Origin of the sequence: Ruegeria sp. HKCCD7296 (assembly GCF_013110775.1) — a bacterium.
Classification (GTDB): domain Bacteria; phylum Pseudomonadota; class Alphaproteobacteria; order Rhodobacterales; family Rhodobacteraceae; genus Ruegeria.
The window spans coordinates 142,898-159,701 of record NZ_WVRF01000003.1 but is presented as its reverse complement, the minus strand read 5'-3'; the positions used below and the strand labels follow the sequence as shown (position 1 = coordinate 159,701).

Genomic DNA, 16,804 nt, shown 5'->3' with positions numbered 1-16,804 from the left:
GGCGAGGCGATGAAGGCTCCGAACCACGTGACAGTTGGCGGTGCCCCCGAAGGGTTTGACGCGCAGCTCGTACTGAACGAAATCGCCCGCAGCAACGGGCCGGTGGCCCATGTCGCACGAGATGACAAACGGATGGAGGCGATGCGCGCCGCGTTGGCCTTCTTTGCCCCCGACATTCCGGTTTTTGTGTTTCCCGGCTGGGATTGTCTTCCTTACGACCGTGTGTCGCCGAACGCGGATATTTCAGCGGCACGAGTGGCCACTTTGGCGGCACTGGTCCATCAGATGCCGCAGAAATTCGTACTGCTGACCACGCTGAATGCCGCGACCCAGCGCGTACCCGCGCGCGAGGTGCTGCGCGAAGCGGCGTTTACCGCGCGTGTTGATCAGCGCATCGACGAGACCGCGCTCAGGAATTTTCTGGTGCGTATGGGATTCACCCAAAGCCCAACGGTGATGGAGCCCGGCGACTATGCCATTCGCGGCGGCATCATCGACATCTTCCCGCCGGGCGAATCCGGTCCTGTCCGTCTGGATCTTTTCGGAGACGTTCTGGACGGTGCGCGTCGCTTTGATCCGGTGTCTCAGCGCACCACTGAAAAGCTGGATGTAGTGGAACTTGCGCCTGTATCCGAGGTCATTTTGGACGAGGCCGCTATCACCCGGTTCCGTCAGAATTATCGCATCGAATTTGGCGCGGCAGGTACAGATGATCCGCTTTACGAAGCGGTCAGTGCCGGTCGCAAACATCAGGGCATCGAGCATTGGCTGCCGTTTTTTCACGACAAGCTTGAGACGCTGTTTAACTATCTGCCGAACGCCACAATCACCTTGGATGATCAGGTCACACCAGCGCGTCTGGCGCGGTGGGATACGATTGCCGATCAATACGAAACCCGGCGTCTGGCGCTGGAAAACCGGTCCCGCATGGACACGGTTTATAAACCGACGCCTCCGGGGCTGCTGTACCTTGACGATGCCGCGTGGGAGGCCGCAGTTGCAGATCGCAGGGTGATGCAGTTCAGTCCTTTGCCGCAGGCATCTGGGCCCGGTGTCATTGACGCAGGCGGGCGAATTGGGCGCAACTTTGCCCCGGAACGTCAGCAGGAGAACATCAGCCTGTTTGGCGCTTTGGCCAGCCATATCACAGCCAAGCTCGACAAAGGCCCTGTGTTGATCGCCTCTTATTCAGAAGGTGCGCGCGAACGTCTGACCGGTTTGATCGAAGATGAAGGTCTGGCCGAGGCCATCCCGGTGACGAACGGCACCCGCATCGGTAAACGCGGTTTGCATCTTGCTGTTTGGGCACTGGAGCACGGGTTTGAAACCCCTGGCCTGACAGTCATCGCCGAACAGGACGTATTGGGTGACCGCCTGATCCGCCAGCCCAAGAAGCGGCGCAAGGCCGAGAACTTCCTGACCGAGACCCAATCTCTTAGCCCCGGTGATCTGGTGGTGCATGTGGACCACGGGATCGGTCGCTATATGGGGATGGAGGTCGTTACAGCCGCAGGCGCCGCGCACGAATGCCTGCTGCTGGAATACGCCGAGCAAGCCAAGCTGTACCTGCCGGTCGAAAACATCGAACTTCTGTCGAAATACGGCCATGACGAAGGTTTGCTGGACCGTCTTGGTGGTGGCGCTTGGCAGGCCAAGAAGGCCAAGCTGAAAGAACGCATTCGCGAGATGGCGGACAAACTGATCCGCATCGCCGCTGAACGTGCCCTGCGCAAGGCTCCGGTGATGGACCCGCCGCCGCACGCGTGGGAGGAGTTCAGCGCACGCTTCCCGTATCAGGAGACCGATGACCAGCTGCGGGCCATTTCGGATGTGATGGAAGACATGCATTCTGGTGCCCCAATGGATCGCCTGATCTGTGGCGACGTGGGCTTTGGCAAAACCGAGGTCGCCATGCGGGCCGCCTTTGTGGCGGCCATGTCCGGCGTACAGGTGGCCGTCGTGGCACCAACAACCCTGTTAGCCCGCCAACACGCGGCCAGTTTCAAGGAACGGTTCCGCGGTTTTCCGCTGGAAGTGCGGCAGCTGTCGCGGTTTGTGTCCGCGAAAGAAGCTCAGCAAACCCGTGATGGGCTGGCACGCGGAACGGTGGATATTGTGATCGGCACCCATGCTCTGCTGGCCAAGACCATTCGGTTTAACAATCTGGGCTTGCTGATCATCGATGAGGAACAGCATTTCGGCGTAGGTCACAAGGAACGTCTGAAGCAACTGCGCAGCGACATTCACGTGCTGACCCTAACCGCGACTCCGATACCTCGGACGCTGCAATTATCGCTGACCGGCGTGCGCGATCTGTCGATCATCGGAACGCCTCCCATCGACCGCTTAGCCATCCGAACATATGTCAGCGAGTTCGATGCCGTCACGATCCGAGAGGCGCTGCTGCGTGAACACTATCGCGGCGGTCAGAGTTTCTATGTGGTACCCCGTATTTCGGACCTGCCGGAGATTGAAGAGTTCCTGAAGGACCAACTGCCCGAACTGACTTATGTGGTGGCGCATGGTCAGATGGCAGCGGGTGAACTCGACGACCGAATGAATGCGTTTTACGACGGCAAATATGACGTGCTGCTGGCCACGACCATTGTCGAAAGCGGGCTCGATATTCCGACCGCAAACACAATGGTTGTTCACCGCGCGGATATGTTCGGTCTTGCGCAACTCTATCAGATACGGGGGCGGGTAGGGCGGTCGAAGACTCGTGCCTATGCTTACCTGACTACCAAGCCGCGTCAGAAGCTGACCGCCACGGCTGAAAAACGCCTGCGCGTTTTGGGCTCGTTGGATACGCTGGGGGCGGGGTTCACACTAGCGTCGCAAGACCTGGACATTCGCGGAGCAGGTAACCTTCTGGGTGAGGAACAGTCCGGCCAGATGCGCGACGTGGGGTACGAGCTCTACCAATCCATGCTGGAAGAGGCGATTGCCAAGATCAAGGCAGGTGAGATGGAGGGGCTGTCGGATGCCGACGATCAATGGGCCCCGCAGATCAATTTGGGCGTGCCGGTTCTGATCCCGGAGGATTACGTGCCCGATCTGGATGTGCGCTTGGGCTTGTATCGCCGCCTGTCCTCGCTGTCGACCAAGGTGGAGCTAGAAGGGTTCGCCGCCGAACTGATCGACCGGTTCGGAAAACTGCCAAAAGAGGTCAACACTCTGATGCTGGTCGTTCGCATCAAGGCTATGTGCAAGCGCGCCGGGATTGCCAAGCTGGATGGCGGCCCAAAGGGCGCAACCATTCAGTTTCACAACGACAAGTTTGCTTCGCCTCAGGGGCTGGTCGAATTCATCCAGAATCAGCGTGGTATGGCCAAGGTCAAGGACAACAAGATCGTTGTGCGGCGCGATTGGAAGAAAGACAGTGACAAGATCAAAGGTGCCTTTGCGATCGCCCGCGACCTTGCTGAAAAAGTGGTCGCGCAAAAGAAAAAGGCCAAAGCCGGTTGAACTGTGGGCAGGGGGCGCTGCCCCCGCTGCGCGTTCCGCGCATCTCCCCCGAGGTATTTGCGGCCAGATGAAGAGACGGATCCCCGCTTCATCTGGCTAAAAATACCTCCGCCGGAGGCATCGCGCTGCAGCGCGATCTATCCCACTAATCACGCATCGCGGCCTGCGCACAGAAGCAAGAGGCCGCCACCATCTGGTCGGCCCGTGCCAAGGCCAGGTCGAGCCGCTGTTTGATTTGGCGGATTTCTGTCGTTTCCTGCCTAGCCGCGAGGCAATCGTGCAACCCCTTCAGACTCCACACGTTGTCGGGGTGGATAGAGGCGCGGCTTAGCGCACCGCACAAGCCCAGATCTTCGCGATATACATCTTCGGCTTCGGCCATATGGCCTTGTTCAAACAGCAATGCCCCAAGCGCGTGGCGGGTGGGCTGCATCCAGCCCCAGGGTTCGTCATAGGGCAAGGTGTCGTCCAACTCGACCGAGCGGCGTAGATGAGCAAAGGCGATTTCAAAGTTGCCCTTGCGATATTCGATCTCACCCCGCAGCATTTCCTGCGCGATCTCGAGCAGATCGACCACACGATTGTTGTGCAGTCTGCGGGTTTCGGGGACGCATTCCTTGGCTGCGAGAAACAGGTTCTCTTCAGCTTCGGCGTGGACGACATCGCCGGTTGCGGCATGAGCGATGGCGCGGGCGTAGTGGGTCGTGGCTGTCAGGGTGCGGTAAAGGTCCGGATCGGAGGGAAGGTCCAGCGCCTTGGCCTCTTCCCAGCGGCCAAACCGGATCAGGATGTGCGGCCCCATGGACATGTAGCTTTCGAAGAAATCAGCCATGGGCGGGCTTTCGATACGCAGCATCTCTTCGGGCGTTGTATCCCAAAGGCCCTGATTGGCGCGCAGGGCGGGTTCGATCTGTCCCAGAAACAGGGCACCGTAAATCGCGAAGTGATAGTTGTGTTGACGATAGCCAGTGTAGATGTTGAACGCGCCTTCACGTTCGTAATACTTCAAGTCAGCTTCCGAGGCTTTTTCATTCCAGTGCACCACATTTTGGTAATGGCCGCACAGCACATCGATATGCGTCGGCATATGCACGAGATGGCCCGCATCCGGTACCAATGTGCGCAAAACATCCCCGGCTTTCAGTGCCTTTTCTGGCGTTGGCGACATCTCCATCAGGTGGACGTAAAGATGCAACAAGCCAGGATGGGACATTGCGTCGGGATCGTTGGCTATGGCCCATTCAAGCACCTCTTGTGCTTCAAGTGTGGCTGCGCCTTCTGCGGGTTGGCCGGTATTCAGATCCCACATCTGCCATGGTGTTAGGTTCAGCAACGCTTCGACATAGATTGTACGAAGGTCGAGGTGATCTTGGTGCGTTGCAAATGCCGCGCGCATTGCGTCAGCAAAGTCATGATCCCACTGGTGCATGTCCTCGATTGGATCGGATTGCGGGTAACGTGCGGGCAGAGCGTGGATCAGAGCCTGCTCAACAGGCGTGCAGTTATCGGCATTTTCCAAAGCCTTCTGCATTGCGTCATGGGCCAGCGTCAGTGCCTTTTTGCGTCCTCGGTCGTCCTGTAAGTCCCAGGGCAGGTTGTAATTCGGACCCGCCGCATAGGCCACACCCCAATGAGCCATGGCGCATTGGGGGTCATGCTCGACCGCGCGTTGAAAACAGGCGACGGCTTCTTCGTGATTATAACCGTAGGTCCAGTTCAGGCCCCGGTCGAACCACCGTTGTGCTTCGGGGTTCGAAGTGGAAACTGGGCAGGTGTATGTACCTAGATCGTAGTAGTCGCTCATTGAAAACCCTCCCCTCAGCTTGAGCGGAGGGTAGCGCGTTTCCAACGGCTTGCACAGGTCAGGCGGGCAGGCGCTCTTCCAAGCGGCCCATATGCAGCATGAGGCCGAAGGCAAGAACGCACATGGTCAGGATGCCGAAAGTCAAAGGTGCGATGGAACCGTCGAACAGCAATCCGATCGGGGCGGCGATGACGGCTGCCAGCACAGTCGAAATTGCCCCGATCACCGAAGCTGCCATGCCTGCAATATGGCCCATAGGCTCCATTGCGATGGCGTTCAGGTTGCCGATTGTCATGCCAGCCATGAAGAAAACCATGGTTTGCCAAAAGACGAACAGCGCAAATGAGGCGTTTGGCGGCAGGTTCGTCATGTTGAGAAGAATGACCAGCGATGTGATGGCGATCTGAGCGCCAAAGGCAAATGTCACCATACGTCGCATTCCGACACGCACGACCAATGCAGCGTTCAGCAAACTTGCCGACCCTGACATCAGGGCGACGAAGCCGAACCAGAAGGGAAAGCTTTCGGCCCGATCATAAATCACATCATAAACCGGCTGCACCATGGTAAGAATAGTAAACAGCATCCCCATGCACAGTGTCTGAACAAAGATCGACAGACGCACTGTGGGGTGGGCAAACATCTCTTGCACGGCGGCGATCATCAGGGGCAGGCGGAAGGGGCGACGGTTTTCTGCGGCGAGGGATTCGGGCAGGCGAACACCCATCCAACTGACAACGATCAGTGCAAACAGGATGAAAGAGACGAAGATGCCGCGCCAGCCGAACAGGGCGATCACACCCGCACCCAGCATTGGTGCGATGGCTGGAACCAGCGTGAAGATCATCATGGCTATTGATACGATTCGGGCCATTTCACGACCGGAATAAAGGTCTCGGATAATAGCCATAGCCACGACCCGCGGACCAGCTGCGCCTAAACCTTGCACAACACGTGCGATCAGAACCAGCTCGAGCGAGGAACTGGCCCACGCAACCGCAGATGCCGCAATGTAAAGAACTGCGCCGCCGAAAATTACAGGTTTGCGCCCCAGCGCATCCGAGATCGGACCGGTAAAGAATGTGCCAATCCCCATGCCCAGCACAAACGAGGTCAGGATCAACTGTGCCCGATTGATGTCATCGGGGCTGAGCTGTGCGCCGATTTCTGGCAGGGCGGGCAGCATTGAATCGATCGAAAAGGCGATAGTGGCGAACATCATTGCGATTAGCGCAATGAATTCCGCCTTCGACATGCGGTTGGTCATGAAGAACTCCTAACCTGTTCGCGCTATCACGGCGGATCAGGTTAAGCCAGACTGGAAATTCGCACAGACCTCTGTGCTATTCTGCAGAGGAGGCCTCAAGTTGAGACATGATCTCGGCGATCACTTTTTCCCACATCTCAGGGGGTTGCGCCCCTGGAACAGCGTGTTGATTGGCCACAATGTAGGTGGGGACCGAACTGACGCCCATATCACGCGAATGGCTGTCCCGGTTGCGAATATCTTCGCGGTCGGCGTCAGATTTCAGCAATTTCATGACGACGGCGGCGTCCATACCGGCGCTGTCGGCGATGTCAGACAGCACTTCGGGGTCACCGATGTCACGGGCTTGCACGAAATATGCATCGAACAAGGCATCGACGACAGCGTTCTGTTTGCCTTCGATTCCGGCCCAATGGATCAGGCGATGGGCGTCCAACGTGTTGGGCGTGCGCTTCATGCCTTCGAAGTCGATCTTCAGGCCCGCATTCTCTGCATGCTCCACCACCGGAGCATAGGCCCGTACCGCACCGTCCTTGCCGCCGAACTTGCGTTCAAGATACTCACGCCGGTCCATGCCCGCATCCGGCATTTCGGGGTTCAGCTGAAACGGATGCCATTCGATGACAAAGGGGTGATCAGGGACATTGGCCAAAGCCTTGTCCAAATGGGTTTTGCCGATATAGCACCACGGGCAGATCGGGTCGGACAGGATGTCGAGCTTGACGGTCTGGGTCATTTGCTTGGTGCCTCGAAATAGGCCGGCAACGCCCGGCGCAGGAGTTTGCCATTTCCGCCGGTTGGCAGGGCAGGCAGGTGGATGAAGGCGCGCGGTTGCTTGTAGCGCGCCAGATTGGCCTCGACATAGGCGCGCAGGGCCGCATCGTCCAGCTTTTCCGGGCCGGTATAGAAGGCTGCTATCACAAATGTGTCCGGTTTGACCTCAATTGCCGCTGCGCCGACCTGCGTGATGCCGGGAAAGCGGGACAGGGCAGCTTCAACCTCGACTGGCGACACGCGATAGCCGCCTGCGTTCATCATGTCATCATCGCGGCCCAGATAGCTGATCTGGCCGTCCACTGCCATTGCGCCCTGATCTCCGGTCAGAAACCAGTCGCCTTGCATCCGCGCCTCAGCTTCGTCGGGTGCGTTAAGATAGGTCAGCATCAAACCGGGGTCCGAGCGGTGTATGGCGATGGTGCCTTCCTGTCCTTGTGGTACTGGGCCATCCGTCCCCAGGATCGCCACGCGACGCCCCGGTTGCGGCTGCCCCAGCGCGTCGCTACGCGCGGGGTGGGTCGGGCTTGAGGAAACAAAGGTCGAGCATTCGGACATGCCGTAGGCTTCGAATAGATCGGTGCCGGTGCTGGAAACCCATTTCTCATGCAGAGCGCGCGAGAGTTTCTCACCCGCGCATAAGCCATGGCGCAGGTCGGGCAATTCCATGTGTTCGGACATTTGCAGCATCTTCCGAAAGACTCCGGGGGCTGCGGCAAAGATCGTCGCACGGTGCTGGCGCAACAAGGTTGGCAGCGCGTCAATACTGGTGCCGCGTTCCGGGATCAGGGCCGTTGCACCAATGGTCCACGGGTCCATTAACCCGGTGCCCAGCGTATAAGTCCAGTTGAACGCGCCCGCGTGGCACAATCGGTCGGTGTCGCGCAGACCGTACCAGCCATCGACCATCATCTGCCGCGCCCAGATTGCCCGGTGGGCATGGGCCACCGCACGTGGCTTGCCTGACGTTCCAGAGGTGTAGACGACATAGGCCATTCGTTCGGGGTCGCCCATGGCAAAATGGGCTGCAGGCAGGCTTCGCATGGAATTCAACGCATCCAACCCAATCTGATTGGGGTGCGCGGCGCAGGCAACGTCGGGGTCGCGCAGAATGGCCGCTGGGGAAAGTTCCGCGATCATTTTGGCCGTTTCAGGCTCGGTCAGTTGCGACGATGTCGGCACAGGAACGATGCCCACTGCAATTGCGCCAAGATATGCGATCGGGAAATCCACTGTATTGCCCAGCCGCATCAACGCAATGTCGCCGGGCTTCAAGCCTGCTTGCAACAACCCAGCGCCAGTTCCCAATACGGCTGCTTTCAGATCGCGAAAGCTCCAATCCTGAGCGCCCGTCTCACGCAGCACGGATAGGGCAACCTTTTCGGGGATGCGATCCGCTTGGCCCAGGACATGCGCCGCCAGATTGAAAGGTGTGGGGCAGGGCTCAGGCGCCCCTTTATCAAAGATGGACAACATGGCCTTTGGCTATCGCGGAGCCTGCCGCGTTGCAAGCGCGGCGGACCGGGCCTATAGAGAGGGGCATGAGCACTCAAGATCCCAAATCCCTGATCCGAATTGCCCGTGACACAGGTGATCATACCGAAGTCGAACCACTGGACCTTGGCGCACGGGTGCGCGAGCTGCGCAAAGCGCGGAATTGGACTTTGGAACAAGCCGCCACGCAGGCGGGATTGGCACGTTCGACCCTCAGCAAGATAGAAAATGGGCAGATGTCGCCTACCTATGATGCGCTCAAGAAGTTGGCGATTGGCTTGGAAATATCAGTGCCGCAACTGTTTACGCCGCCACAACGCGATCAGGTGATTGGCCGTATGGCCGTGACACGATCCGGCGATGGGGCAGCCCATGCAACTGCCACCTATGAACATGAGTTGCTGGCCGAGACGCTGACCAAGAAACACATGCTGCCCTACCGTGCGCGTGTACGGGCGCGGTCAATGGAGGAATTTGAAGGCTGGGTACGTCACGACGGTGAAGAGTTCATGTATGTCCTCACCGGTGTCGTGCGGTTGTTTACCGAGTTTTATGAACCCGTCGAAATGCGCCGTGGTGACAGCGCATATTACGATGGCAGCATGGGTCACAATGTGATCTCCGTCAGTGACGAAGATGCGACGATCCTTTGGGTCACATCACTTGCTTAAAGACGCGTGAGCGAATTCGCGGTTCAGGCCTTCGGTAAACAGGAAATCTTCGACCTCTTCATGCGCTTCGTTAATTGTGAGTTGGTGGCGCTCGGCCAGATAGGCTTCGAACCCCTTTCGATCCTTAGAAACGCGCATCATGTCCTGATCCCGCAAGTTCGGAAAGCGCCGTTTTGCACGTGCGTAGGCCGCGCTCCAGTCTTGTGTAAGATCCGTCCAGTTCATCATCTATGAGCTTTCCTTTTGTAGCCATTAGGACTGCTCTCCCCCGACATCAGGGTACGGAAAGGCTGCCGCAAGGTAAGACATGACAAAATGTCGCACCTATCTTTCGCGATTGATCAGAGGTTTGTTGCCCGCTGCGAAACATCCGCAACGGGCGGACGGGCCTGCATTTGGTGTGAGTGGTGGCGGGCCCGGTTATGCTTTGTCCGGCATTGCCGGATTGTTCAGGTGCAGTGCCGAAATGCGTGAAGCCAGTTCTGCACCTGACCTGGTAAGTACAGGGTGTATACACGTTTTGCCCAGTAAATAAAGGATTTTGAACGGCGCCTCGATTTACTCACCAAGTATTGATAGACCTCAACGAGCTTTGTGAACGTCAAATGGCAGACTTGTGTGACTGTGACGATCTTCCGGTGTGCAGCGATCGGCAAATGGGCGCCGGGTGCCGCAAGGTGTGATCAGCAGAAATTTGCCAAACCCCGTGCATTTTCACCAGGCAAATCGAACCAACCCGGGTTCAGCTGACCCCGGTTGGTTAAAGAGTGTTTAATTCGCGTCGTACCACCAAACGTCGGGCATGTACTGCGGACCGTCACCATAGATCGGCACCGTGTCGGGAAACTTGAGCTCGCGGACATGCGCGATGCGCCCGACATCAAAGCTCCAGATCGGGATCACAAGGCGGCCGGCAGCCAAGACGCGGTCCAGTGCGCGGGTGGCTGTTGTGAAGTCTTCGCGCGTTTCAGATGCCAGCATGGCATCGATCATCGCGTCAACGGCAGGCGAGGATACACCCATCAGGTTGCGCGTGCCCGGTGTGTCGACGTATTCACTGCCCCAATAGAACCTTTGTTCGTTTCCTGGTGACAAGGACAGAGCGCGGCGGAAAGGCGTCATGTCGAAATCAAGCTCGTTCATGCGCGAGGTGTATTGCGCGTCATCGACTTTTTCGACCACCAGCTCGATGCCCAGACGTTCTAAGGCGCGGGCGTAAATCTCGGCAATTGTGCTGACGTCCTGCACGACATTCAGGCTGCCCTGGCTGATCACCATTTCAATCTTGAACGGCTGGCCTTCCACGTTTTTCAACACACCATCCTGAACGGTCCAGCCCGCGTCTTCCAGAAGCTTGACGGCCTTGCGAATGTTGCGCCTGTTCCGTTCTGATCCATCACCTTGCGGCAGTTCATAGCCTTCCAGCGTGCCGGGTGTAAGGTCTGCTTCGAAAGGTGCCAGCAAAGCCTGCACTGGTGCAGGGGCAGGTCCGGGTTGCATCGCCAGATCAGATCCAGAGAAATACGACGAAATACGCGGCTGCGCGCCACCTGTGACAGTGTCGTTGATAAATTCGAAATTGAAGGCAAGGGTCAGCGCCTCGCGCACCCGCCAATCGTCCAGCGGTGGTTTGCGAGTGTTCATCACAAAGCCGGTCATCCCGGACGGTTTGCCATGGGGGATTTCGGTCTTGATCACATCTCCGCGCTGAACGGCCGGGAAGTTGTATTGCTTGGTCCATTTGTCGGCGTTGAATTCGCGTACAGCCGAAAGCTCTCCGGCTTTGAACGCCTCAAATGCGACAGAGCCGTCGCCGTAGAACTCGATCCGTAGATCGTCGAGGTTCATGGTGCCGCGGCGAAACGGGATGTCATTACCCCAATAGTTCGGGTTTCGACGCAGGTTCACATAGCGGCCTGCTTCGTAATCGTCGATCACATAAGGGCCGGTGCCGATTGGAATATCCTGCAACGTGGCGTTTGCAAAATCCTTTCCCTCCCATTGCGCCTTTTGCAGGATGGGGCGCATCCCAGCCAGCAAGGCCAGTTCCCGGTCTGGTTCGTTGAATGAAATCCGAACCGAGCGCGGTCCGGTCTGTTCAATGCTGTCGATCTTGCCCCACAGCCCGCGATAGCGCAGATGACCCTCGGTCCCTAGGGTCTCATAGGACCAGATCACATCTTCGACCGTAACAGGGCTGCCGTCGGAAAACTGCGCCTCTTCGCGCAGGGTGAATTCGACCCAGGACCGGTCTGGTGCTGCCTCAACTGATTCGGCTAACAGCCCGTAAAGCGTGAAAGGTTCATCCCAAGACCGCCCCATCAGGCTTTCATGGGTCCAAAACGGCAATTGCCACGGAGAGGTGCCTTTTTGCAAAAACGGGTTCAAGCTGTTATAGCCGCCGGTGTTTCCGAACACCGCTTTGCCGCCTTTGGGCGCATCTGGATTGGCGTAGGGGAGAGACACAAAATCCGGTGGTAGGGCCGGTTCCCCATACATAGCTATGCCATGAGACGATTCTGCATGGGCGACAGACGTGAGAAAAATGCTGGCGATTCCCGCCGCAAATTGTCGAAACGGTCGGAGAAAATCCGGGCTCATTTTGGAAACAATCCTGCTCTGGCCTTATTTTGTTGGGGATCACCGTAGTGATGATTTTTCTTATTATCAAACTTTTAGCTTGGACGAAGGCATAGAATTGCTTATAAAGGTCTTACTGCTCGATAGGTTTCTTGCCTGTATGAAACCTGCCTCAATAACTTAACGCCCGCTTCGTGCGGGCGTTTTTTTTTGAGCAGATCGGGATGTCCAGGACCTGGGTATCGTTTCCATAGTTTCCCCGTTTTCTTTGCAGGTGCAGCATGGCATGGTGCGCCAGGACATCGCATAAGGGAGATCGGTCATGAGCCTTTCCGGCAAAACGGCAATCATTACAGGATCAAATTCAGGCATCGGTCTGGGGGTCGCGCGCGAGTTGGCCAAGGCGGGGGCCAACGTGGTTTTGAATTCCTTTACCGATCGGGATGAAGATCATGCGCTGGCCGCAGAGATAGCGAAAGAGACCGGAACCAACGCGCGCTACATCAAAGCGGACATGTCCAAAGGCGATGAGTGCCGTGCACTGATCGAGCAGGCAGGGGCCTGCGATATTCTGGTGAACAACGCGGGCATTCAGCATGTCTCTCCGATCGACAAGTTCCCGACCGAAAAATGGGACGCCATTATTGCGATCAATATGAACTCGGCTTTCCACACCACAGCTGCTGCACTGCCGATGATGCGTAAGGCGGGTTGGGGCCGGATCGTCAATATTGCCTCGGCTCATGGTCTGACCGCCTCGCCTTACAAAGCGGCCTATGTTGCTGCAAAGCATGGTGTGGTTGGGATGACCAAGACCGTCGCGCTTGAGACCGCGCAAGAGCCGATCACCTGCAACGCCATCTGTCCGGGCTATGTTCTGACACCTCTGGTCGAGGCGCAGATCCCGGATACGATGAAGGAATACAACATGAGCCGTGAAGATGTTGTGAAGAACATCCTGCTGGAACGTCAGCCCTCGAAGGAATTCGCCACTGTCGAACAGTTGGGCGGCACCGTGCAGTTCCTGTGCTCGGACGCGGCGGCTCAGATTACCGGGACAACGATTTCGGTCGATGGTGGCTGGACCGCACTTTGAGGTTCCATGGGGGCGCAGCCCCCATACCCCCGGAGTATTTCTGAAAAGATGAAGGGGCCGAGGCATGAAACGGATCAATCTGGCATTGCAGGGCGGCGGGGCGCATGGGGCGTTCACCTGGGGTGTGCTCGACAGGTTTCTGGATGAAGAAGACGTCGAGGTTGCGGCCATTACCGGGACGTCAGCGGGGGCGTTGAACGGGGCAGCGTTCAAGTCGGGTATGGTGCACGCCGGGCGCGACGGCGCACGCGCAAGTCTGGATGCGGTGTGGGCGCGTATGGGTGCGATTGGCGATTTGCGTATGGCCCATTGGTTCCGAGGAGTGGAGCCTGCAGCGATTTCCAGAGCTATGGAGTATTCAGTCCCTTATTCCATAGGCGAGGCGTGGTCCCGAATGGTGTCGCCTTACGCCTATGGTCCGTTTTACAGCAATCCGTTGGAGGCGGTGGTTGATCGGTTCAATTTCGCCGAAGTATGCGCAGATGAAGGCCCGCGCCTGTTTGTCTGTGCCACTTGCGTGCGAAGCGGGAAAATCCGCGTCTTTACGGGTGATGAAATTTCAACCGACGCCATCCTGGCCTCGGCCTGTTTGCCGACCTTGTTCAAGGCCGTTGAGATATACGATCCTGAAACCGAGCGGACCGAGGCGTATTGGGACGGTGGGTATACAGGGAACCCAGCGCTTTACCCGTTGTTCAATGACGATCTGCCCGACGATGTGGTTATCGTTAATATCAATCCGCTGGAACGCGATGAGGTGCCTGTCACACCGCAGCAGATCCAGAACCGGATCAATGAGATCAGCTTCAACTCATCCCTGTTTCGCGAACTCAGGGCGATCAGTTTTGTGCAGCGGTTGCTGAAAGAGGGAAAACTGAAACCCGGGGAAATGAACCGTGTACTGGTTCACATGATTGCGGATAACGAATTGATGAACAGCTTGTCTGTAGCAACCAAAACCGTGCCCAACCCGGTCATCCTGCACAAGTTGAAAGAGGCTGGGCGAAGGGCAGCGGATGACTTTCTTGTCAAACACAAAGCGGATTTGGGGCAGAACAGTACAGTTGATCTGCCCGCAATGTTTGGCTGATCACTCGGGCGGCTGCGTCGGATCTTTTTCGTTGGGGTAAACGAGACCTGCCGAGATTACCAGTTTCGCGGCATCTTCAATGCTCATATCCAGCAATATTACGTCTTCGGCGGGAAAAAACAGCAGGAAGCCTGAGGTTGGGTTGGGCGTGGTTGGCACAAAAACGCTGAGCAGTTCGCCCCCGGTTTCAGCGCGTTTGCTGACCTCACCGCGCGCGTTTGTTGATACAAAACCAATGGCCCAAATACCGCGACGCGGGTACTGAATCAGGCAGGCTTTTTCAAATGACCGTTCAGTCTGAGCAAAGACCGTTTCCGAGATTTGCTTGATCCCGGAATAAACCGACCGCACGACGGGCATCCGATCGACCAGACCTTCGGCGAAATGGATCAGTGAACGGCCCAGTATTCCCTTGGCGATCCAGCCTACGAGCACAGTGAAGATCAGGAAGATCACCACACCCACGCCGCGCAGGTTGATGCCAACATATTGTTCCGGCTGGAACTGTTGCGGCACAAGCGGCAGTACGGCGCTGTCGATCCATCCGACCACCGACCAGATCAGCCAGACCGTCAACCAGACAGGTGCAATGACGACGATGCCCGTCAGAAAGGATGCGCGCAGCCGGGACAGCAGGCCGGGGCGGCGGTGGGGCTCTTCGTCGAAAGGTGTGTTCATTGCAGGTCCGAGTGAGCAGTTCCGAATGGTTTCCGTGGTTTAGGTAGTCAATCCCTCGCTTTGGTACAATAGGGCTGCGTCAGCCCTGATGCACCAGCGATTGCGCGATTTTGGCAGCGAGACGTGCATTGTTGCGGACCAGCGCGATGTTCGCGGTCAACGAGCGGCCTTCGGTTTTTTCGAAAATGCGCTGCAGAAGGTATGGGGTCACGGCCTTGCCGGTAATGCGGTGGGCATCTGCGTCGGCCTGAGCCTCGGCGATGATGGGGGCCAGTTCCTCGGCCGGAATCTGATCGGTGGCAGGGATTGGATTGGCAACCAGTTGTCCGCCGGGCAGACCTAGCGCGCGGCGCATGGCGTGGGCTTTGGCGATGGCGTCGGCACTATCCATGCGCAGGGGCGCAGCAAACAGCGATTTAGCGGACCAGAACGCTGGAAATTCATCCTGCCCAAATGCGATGACAGGCACGCCCAAAGTCTCTAGCACTTCAAGCGTTTTGGCGAGGTCAAGGATGGCTTTGGCCCCGGCAGCAACCACCGTGACCGGAGTATGGCCAAGTTCGTGCAGGTCGGCAGAAATGTCGAACGTCGTCTCAGCCCCCTGATGCACGCCACCGATGCCGCCGGTGGCAAAAACCTCGATCCCGGCGTAATGCGCGGCGATCATCGTGGCGGCGACGGTGGTGGCCCCGGTGCCCCCGGTCGAAATGCAAGCTGCCATGTCCGCACGTGAGATCTTGGCGACACCTTGCGCCTGGCCCAGCCATTGCAGTTGGTCGGGCTCGAGCCCCACGTGCAGTTTGCCTTCAATCACCGCCATGGTTGCCGGAACTGCGCCCGCATCACGAATGTCCTGTTCGACCTGAGCCGCAACTTCGACGTTTTGCGGATAAGGCATTCCATGGGTGATGATGGTGCTTTCCAGCGCGACGATGGGTTGGCCTGCGTCTTTGGCGGCGCGGACCTCGGCTGAGTATTGAATGTCGATCACAGTGGGGTTTCTCCGGAAACATAGGTTGCAGCGGCGTGCAGAGCGCGGGTCAGGGCCTCATCACTGGATGCGCCACCGGATTCTGAGGCGATATGGGCCGCCATGAAGGTATCCCCTGCACCGGTCACGCGGGTGACCAGAACGGACGGGGGTGTTTGGGTCAGGATTTCGTCGGAACTGCCGACGGTGGCTGAGTTTCCGCCGTCAGTCACCAGAACGCGTAGCGCACCGCGATCCAGCAGCCCCTTGGCAGCGGATTCGGAGTCGGTGAATTCGCGCTGGCACAGGATGCCAGCCTCTTCGAGGTTGACATAAAGCGTGGCGCGGGCGTGCTTGAGGAAGGGCAGCAGCCGTTCGGCTTTACCGGGTGAGGCCGGGGCCACGCGCAAATCGGCACGGGCAAAAGCAGGGCTTTGGGCAATTTCTTCCAAAAGGTCCAGCGTCAGGTTGCCGTCCAGTGCAATGGGGCCTTCAAATGGTTGGTTTTCATAGCCCAAAGGTCCGTGCATCAAAGGGCGCAGGATCTTTGCGCCTGCCGCTTCCAGTGAATGCGCATCAGCAATGGCTGCGATCAGCCCGTTCGCACCCTCGACCGCCATGTAGCGGTCGGTCGGCAAATCCTGTGAGCGGTAGATGTGATCCGTCACCATACCAAGACGCGAACAAGAGTGGACAAGTTCATCGCCTTCGGGATCGCGCCCGATGGCTGTCAGCAAAGTGGGGGTCATACCAAAGCGCACCAGCGTCATGGCGATGTTCATAGCAACGCCGCCAGGCAGGCGCGTGATCCGCCCCGGCACGTCGGAACCTTGCCGCATTGCGCTGGCCGACCGCCCGATCACGTCCCAAAGGACCGATCCGATACATAGGATATTGCTGGTCTGAGTCATG

Annotated in this window: 13 protein-coding genes; 4 read left to right on the top strand and 9 right to left on the bottom strand. The window is 57.8% G+C overall.

Features of this window, described 5'->3' with window-relative positions; genetic code table 11:
• Positions 1-9 precede the first annotated feature (9 nt).
• Complete coding sequence (mfd, locus tag GS632_RS05765; RefSeq protein ID WP_171179992.1) at positions 10-3,468, top strand: transcription-repair coupling factor; 3,459 nt, start codon at positions 10-12, stop codon at positions 3,466-3,468.
• Positions 3,469-3,613: 145 nt separating this feature from the next.
• Here mfd and GS632_RS05760 read toward each other — a convergent pair whose 3' ends face one another.
• The 4 genes from GS632_RS05760 to GS632_RS05745 form a co-directional block, all read right to left on the bottom strand.
• The gene (locus GS632_RS05760; RefSeq protein ID WP_171237677.1) at positions 3,614-5,272 is read right to left on the bottom strand and encodes a hypothetical protein; all 1,659 of its coding nucleotides are present in this window, start codon (positions 5,270-5,272) and stop codon (positions 3,614-3,616) included.
• A gap of 58 nt (positions 5,273-5,330) precedes the next feature.
• Positions 5,331-6,539 (bottom strand): multidrug effflux MFS transporter, encoded by a 1,209-nt coding sequence (locus tag GS632_RS05755; protein ID WP_171721450.1) that lies wholly within the window; start codon positions 6,537-6,539, stop codon positions 5,331-5,333.
• A 76-nt stretch (positions 6,540-6,615) separates the two neighbouring features.
• Positions 6,616-7,275, bottom strand: coding sequence for a DsbA family oxidoreductase (locus GS632_RS05750; protein WP_171179999.1), 660 nt, complete (start codon positions 7,273-7,275; stop codon positions 6,616-6,618).
• The gene (locus GS632_RS05745) at positions 7,272-8,789 is read right to left on the bottom strand and encodes a class I adenylate-forming enzyme family protein (protein ID WP_171237675.1); all 1,518 of its coding nucleotides are present in this window, start codon (positions 8,787-8,789) and stop codon (positions 7,272-7,274) included. The genes GS632_RS05750 and GS632_RS05745 overlap by 4 nt, the downstream gene beginning before the upstream one ends.
• A gap of 65 nt (positions 8,790-8,854) precedes the next feature.
• On the opposite strand from GS632_RS05745, the gene GS632_RS05740 reads away from it, so the two are divergent.
• A complete protein-coding gene (locus GS632_RS05740; protein WP_171180003.1) occupies positions 8,855-9,478 on the top strand; it encodes a helix-turn-helix domain-containing protein in 624 nt (207 codons plus the stop codon).
• On the opposite strand, the gene GS632_RS05735 is transcribed toward GS632_RS05740, so the two are convergent.
• Both GS632_RS05735 and GS632_RS05730 read right to left on the bottom strand, forming a co-directional pair.
• On the bottom strand, positions 9,467-9,706 hold the full coding sequence (locus tag GS632_RS05735; protein WP_171237674.1) for a hypothetical protein: 240 nt from the start codon (positions 9,704-9,706) through the stop codon (positions 9,467-9,469). The genes GS632_RS05740 and GS632_RS05735 overlap by 12 nt on opposite strands.
• Before the next feature lie 543 nt (positions 9,707-10,249).
• Complete coding sequence (locus GS632_RS05730) at positions 10,250-12,079, bottom strand: extracellular solute-binding protein (RefSeq protein WP_171237673.1); 1,830 nt, start codon at positions 12,077-12,079, stop codon at positions 10,250-10,252.
• A gap of 301 nt (positions 12,080-12,380) precedes the next feature.
• Between GS632_RS05730 and GS632_RS05725 the strand changes: the two genes are divergently transcribed.
• Both GS632_RS05725 and GS632_RS05720 read left to right on the top strand, forming a co-directional pair.
• Positions 12,381-13,154 carry a 3-hydroxybutyrate dehydrogenase gene (locus GS632_RS05725; RefSeq protein WP_171180010.1) on the top strand — a complete coding sequence of 258 codons (774 nt, stop codon included), beginning with the start codon at positions 12,381-12,383 and terminating at the stop codon, positions 13,152-13,154.
• 64 nt (positions 13,155-13,218) lie between these two features.
• Complete coding sequence (locus GS632_RS05720; protein WP_171180012.1) at positions 13,219-14,244, top strand: patatin-like phospholipase family protein; 1,026 nt, start codon at positions 13,219-13,221, stop codon at positions 14,242-14,244.
• On the opposite strand, the gene GS632_RS05715 is transcribed toward GS632_RS05720, so the two are convergent.
• From GS632_RS05715 to GS632_RS05705, 3 genes are all read right to left on the bottom strand, one after another.
• Positions 14,245-14,922 (bottom strand): DUF502 domain-containing protein, encoded by a 678-nt coding sequence (locus GS632_RS05715; protein ID WP_171237672.1) that lies wholly within the window; start codon positions 14,920-14,922, stop codon positions 14,245-14,247. It lies immediately after the preceding gene.
• A gap of 79 nt (positions 14,923-15,001) precedes the next feature.
• Positions 15,002-15,913, bottom strand: coding sequence for a pseudouridine-5'-phosphate glycosidase (locus GS632_RS05710; RefSeq protein ID WP_171180016.1), 912 nt, complete (start codon positions 15,911-15,913; stop codon positions 15,002-15,004).
• Positions 15,910-16,803, bottom strand: coding sequence for a PfkB family carbohydrate kinase (locus tag GS632_RS05705; RefSeq protein ID WP_171237671.1), 894 nt, complete (start codon positions 16,801-16,803; stop codon positions 15,910-15,912). The genes GS632_RS05710 and GS632_RS05705 overlap by 4 nt, the downstream gene beginning before the upstream one ends.
• Between the last annotated feature and the right edge of the window lies 1 nt (position 16,804).